The following is a 4,849-nucleotide window of genomic DNA, read 5'->3' on the forward strand; positions in this document are numbered from 1 at the left end:
GGTGCGGCTTCCGTCCGGGGCTTGGTGGCCTTGGCGGATGGAGCGCTCGGCACCGCGGGAGCAACAGGGGCCTTCGAGGCAGGTGTGACCGGAGGCGAAGGAGCGTCGGCCTTCGCGGGCGGAGTCCCTGCCGGGGCAGCGGCGGCCTTCGTGGACGCAGCGCCCGACACCGGAGGAGCAACAGCGGCCTTCGAAGGAGGTGCCTCCGACGGTGAAGAAGCCTCCGCCTTCGCGGGCGCAGTGCTCGGCGCAGCCGTCGAAAGCGCTGCCTTCGAGGCCACGGGCGTCGCCTCCGAGGAAGCAGAGACACTCGGAGGGGCGGGAGCCGGCGGGGCCTCTCGCGACGCCTCGGCGGCTTCTCTCGCCTTGTCGAGGGCTCGCTGTTCGGACGCGGACGGACCGCGCTCCACGCTCAAGGACCACGGTTCGCTGGGAGCCCCGGCATCCGAGGCTCGCGAGGACGCGGGAGCCACCGCCCCTGGAGCACGGGAATCCGACGCGGAGGAGTCTGCGGGCCGCTTCGCGACGATCGGCGTCGCAGGCGCGCGCGAGCCATTCCCCACGCCTCGGCCATTCACGGGACGCGGAGCAGCAGGGCCCTGCGCCGCGGGCGGGCCCGCCGGTGCGCGTGAGTCCTCTACATAGCGCGCATCCGAAGCCCCGGCCGCGCGAGGAACCGTCAGGTACTGCTGCCCCGAAGCGCCCTCCGTGCCCAGGTAGCGCTGATCCGATGCGCCAGCGGCACGAGGCACCGTCAGGTACCGCTGATCCGAAGCACCCGGCACCCGATCCGTAGCCAGATACCGCTGATCCGATGCACCCGCCGCACGGGGCACCGTCAGGTACTGCTGATCCGAAGCCCCGGGCCCCGGCGACACCGTGAGGTAGCGCTGGTCCGAAGCCCCGGGGGCTCGCGGCACGTCGATGTACTTCTGCCCGGACGCACCCTGCCCTCCCGCACCTTCCACGTAGCGCTGCTCCGAAGCTCCGGCGGCGCGGGAAGAAACGTCCAGGTAGCGATACTCCGACACGCCGCCCGGAAGCAGCGTCTGCCCGTAGCGCTGATCCGAAGCTCCAGGGGCGCGATCCACCGACAGGTAGCGCTGATCCGAAGCACCCGGCGCGCGATCCACCGACAGGTAGCGCTGATCCGAAGCGCCCGGGGCACGCGGAGGCGCCAGGGGTAGGCCCTCACCGGGCGTCGCCTCCGCCACACGCGCATATCGCTGGTCCGAAGCCCCCAGCGCCCGGGGAACATTCTCAAGGTAGGGCGCCTCCCCATAGCGCTGATCCGAAGCGCCCGGTGCCCGCTCGCGGTGCACCTCCGGCACGTCGCGCACGCCCGCGCTGCCCGGCAGCGTCACCCGGCGCCACGTCACGTACTCGCGCTCCTGAGACTCCGCGGCGCGCGGGGCCGCCACCGGCACGGCCTGCTCACGCGAGCGGTTCACGACGGGCGGGGGCGGCATGTGCAGGAACCGGATGGACGTGTCCGAGGACGGTCCCGCCGGCGGCAGCGTCGCCCGGTTCGACGAATGTCCGATGCGGCGCGAACGCCCATCCGAGCCGACGAAGTGCGCCTCCACCCGGTACGTGCGCCCGGGGGCCATCTCCCGCAGGTAGAAGCTGCGCGACTCCAACGCGAAGTCCACCTCGCGCGACACGCCCTCCCCGTCGAACACCTTCAGCACCGCGCGCGGCGAGGGCAGCTCGTCGAGTGCCCGCTGCCGGCTGGCATCACTGAAGTCCCAGAGGACGAAGAGCGTGTGCGGATCGCGCGCGAGCAGCACCATCGCGTCGTCCTGGTAGTCCAGGGGCAGCTCGCCCAGATGCTCCAGCCGCTCGGGCGTCGGGTCCGCGGGGGGCAGGCGCGGCGCCTGCTCCTCCAACAGATGATGGCGGCGCGCTTCGGCCTGCCCCGCGACCTTCGTCACGAAGAACCCCTCCACCAGGGGCTCGGCGGCATGCGGGGGCTCACTCGCGGGCGAGGAGCCCGCTCCGGCGGCGGCCAGGGGCACGGCATCCTGCTTCGGCGCGCTCGAAGGACGCGGCGTGGGCGTCTCCGGGAACGAAGGCAGCGTGTCCTCGTCATCCGGGTCCCGGCGCGACTTGCCACGGGCAGGGAACGTCACCACGCGGGCAGGCCGCGTCCGGGGCCCACCACTGGGCTCGGTGATGGGTTCCGAGGAAAGTTCTCGTGCCTGTGCACCTTCGGTTCCAGCAACCTCCGGGGGCGGCAAGGGAACGGCCCCGGGCTTCGCGCCCTGCACCGGACCGGAATCCGGCGGACCGGAATCCAGCTTGCGCTCTTCACCGCCCACGTCACCGGAGCCCCGCTGGGACACACTCAGTCCCGCCAGGCGCGCGAGCCGCCCCAGGGCGGGAACACGCTCGGCCAGCGCGGCGACGAACTCACGCCCTCGGGACGCGCCAGAGCGCTCCCGGAGGTATTTCCGGGCCAGCTCGCGCAGGTAGCTCAAGGTGACGCCCTTCCGCTCATCCATGGACACCCCGCCTCGTTATGTCGCGGCATACAGGGGGTCAACGCATCCGTCACGGGATGTGTTTGTCTGCGGACCCCGTTCTTCTTCCGTCACGACCGATGACACCTTCCCCATGTCCAAGTATCCTGCGACCGCTTGAGTGACCTGCCCAGACTTCTCCTGTGCAGCTTCGACGTCATCCCCGGCCCGTCTGGCTCCTCACGCCGACTGACCGAGTATCTGAAGGCGTTGCCTGATCGCTTCTCCGTGGTGGTGCTGTCGGCGAAGACGCCCGACCACTCCCACATCGAGAAGTACCAGGGCGCACGGCTGCTTCGCGTCCCGGTAGGCTCCGGCGACCTGGCCTCGCGCATCCAGTCCTTCGAGCGGGCCGTGCGTCGACAGCTCGAAAGCGAGGACTACGCCCTCGCCCACTTCACGGACCCCTTCGGCGGCTATGCGCTCTGCGAGCTGAAGGCGGACTACGGCTACCGCCTCATCTATGAGGCGCAGACCTTCCCCTCGCAGGAGCTGCGCTACACCCATCCCCAGACGGACGGGGACCGCCGCTTCCTGTCGAAGATCCGCCGGCAGGAGCTCTTCTGCCTGATGAACGCGGACCTCGTCGTCACGGGCTCCCAGACGACGCGCGGGTACATCCAGGGGCTGGGCGCGGCGGAAGACCAGTTGCGCATGCTGCGCGCGCCCGTGGACCTGAAGCCCTATGACCCGGAGGTGCTCGGCGCCCCGGATGGCACGCCCCTGAGGATGATGTACCTGGGCAGCCACGTCGGCTGGCAGGGCCTGCCCACCCTCTTGAGGGCCACGGCGCTCGCCGCCCAGCAGGTGGACGTGCGCCTGACGGTCGTGGGCGCGCACCATCCGGATTGGAAGCCCCACCTGGACGACCTGGTCAAGGACCTGGGGCTCAAGGAGAAGGTCGACTTCCAGCCGCCCGTCGTCCACGACGACCTCTTCAAGGTGCTGGCCCTGGCGGACGTGGGCGTGCTGCCCCTGGACGACTCGGAGCGCAACCGGGTCCAGGGTGGACCGCTGGCCAAGGTCTCCGAATACATGGCCTCCGGCCGGCCCGTCATCGCCGCGGACCTGCCCGTCACCCGCGAGCTCATCCCGCAGGACGCGGCCGTCTTCTTCCCACCCGGGGACAGCCGCGCGCTCGCCGAGCGCATCGTGGAGCTGGCGCGCGACGTGCCCCGCCGCGTGGCGCTGGGGCGGGCCGGTCGCGAGTACGCGGAGAAGGTGCTGGACGCGGGCCTCATCCGGGGCCAGTTGCTGGACCTCTATGATTCGCTCCTGAAGAACCGCGGAAACCTGCCCGTGGGCGCCGCCAACGAGCCGCCCGACGTCACCATGACGGGCACGCCCACCAACCGGCTCGCGAGCCTGGGCATGCCGGAGGCCTCGAAGCCCGCGCCAGCGCCCAAGCCGCCCGCGAAGCCCGCCGCGCCAGACGCTCCGTCCGAGGCCGCCGCCCCGGAACACGCGGCACCCAAGGAGGGCGCCGAGGACCTGCCCCTGGTGGTGGGCATGGCCCTGGACGAGGGAATGGACACGCGGCTCGTGAAGACCGAGCCCGACATGCGGCCGGACGAAGTGCCCATGGTGCTGGGCCTGCCGCTGCGTGAGCGCGCGCCCACGCCGGCCCCAGAACCTTCGCGAGCCCCTTCGCGGACCGAATCGGTGGACAGCGGGAGCGACACCGCCAGGACCACCCTCCCGACCGCACCGGCGAAGGAGGAACCGGAGCCCCTGGGCGGTCACCGGGGTGAGCCGAGCCCTCCGACCGAACTGCTGACGAGCTTCTCCGCCAGGGCACTCGCCTCCCGGGACGCGGAGCCGGACACCGCCGACAGGGACGCAGGCACCGCCGACACCGCGCCTCGCGGTCAGGGCGACGACGCGGCCACCTCCGGACCGACTCCCGTCGTGCGCCGCTCGGCCCTGGAGGATGAAGGCGAAGCCCCGGCCCCCACGCCCATCGTGCGCCGGCCGGCCCCGGCGGAGGACGAAGCCCCCGCGGCCACGCCCATCGTGCGCAGGCCCTCGGCTCTCGACTCCGACGACGAGGAGAAGGCGCCCACGCCCATCGTCCGCCGGTCCGGCGTCTCACGGGAGGAAGAGTCTCCCGCCCCGACGCCCATCGTTCGCCGGTCCTCGGTCCTGGTGGAGGACTTCTCGGAGCCCCCGGCCCCCACGCCCATCGTGCCCATGCGTTCCATCATGAACGCGGGGCGCACCCCGAATGCCGGGCGCTCCGACGCGAAGCCTCCGCGCCTGGCCTTCACCCCCGAGCCTTCCTCCTCCGCCGTCGAACCTCCCCGCTCCCCTCCCTCTCCTTCCATGGC

General features: G+C 71.9%; 2 protein-coding genes. One reads left to right on the forward strand and one right to left on the reverse strand.

The window, feature by feature from the left end:
• A partial coding sequence (locus D7V88_RS38940) for a DUF4912 domain-containing protein (protein WP_120545589.1) occupies positions 1 to 2,504 on the reverse strand: 2,504 nt, incomplete at its 3' end.
• 135 nt (positions 2,505 to 2,639) lie between these two features.
• On the opposite strand from D7V88_RS38940, the gene D7V88_RS38945 reads away from it, so the two are divergent.
• The coding region (locus D7V88_RS38945) for a glycosyltransferase family 4 protein (protein ID WP_120545590.1) at positions 2,640 to 4,849 on the forward strand (2,210 nt) is incomplete at its 3' end.

The sequence above is a fragment of the Corallococcus terminator genome, from assembly GCF_003611635.1.
GTDB lineage: Bacteria > Myxococcota > Myxococcia > Myxococcales > Myxococcaceae > Corallococcus > Corallococcus terminator.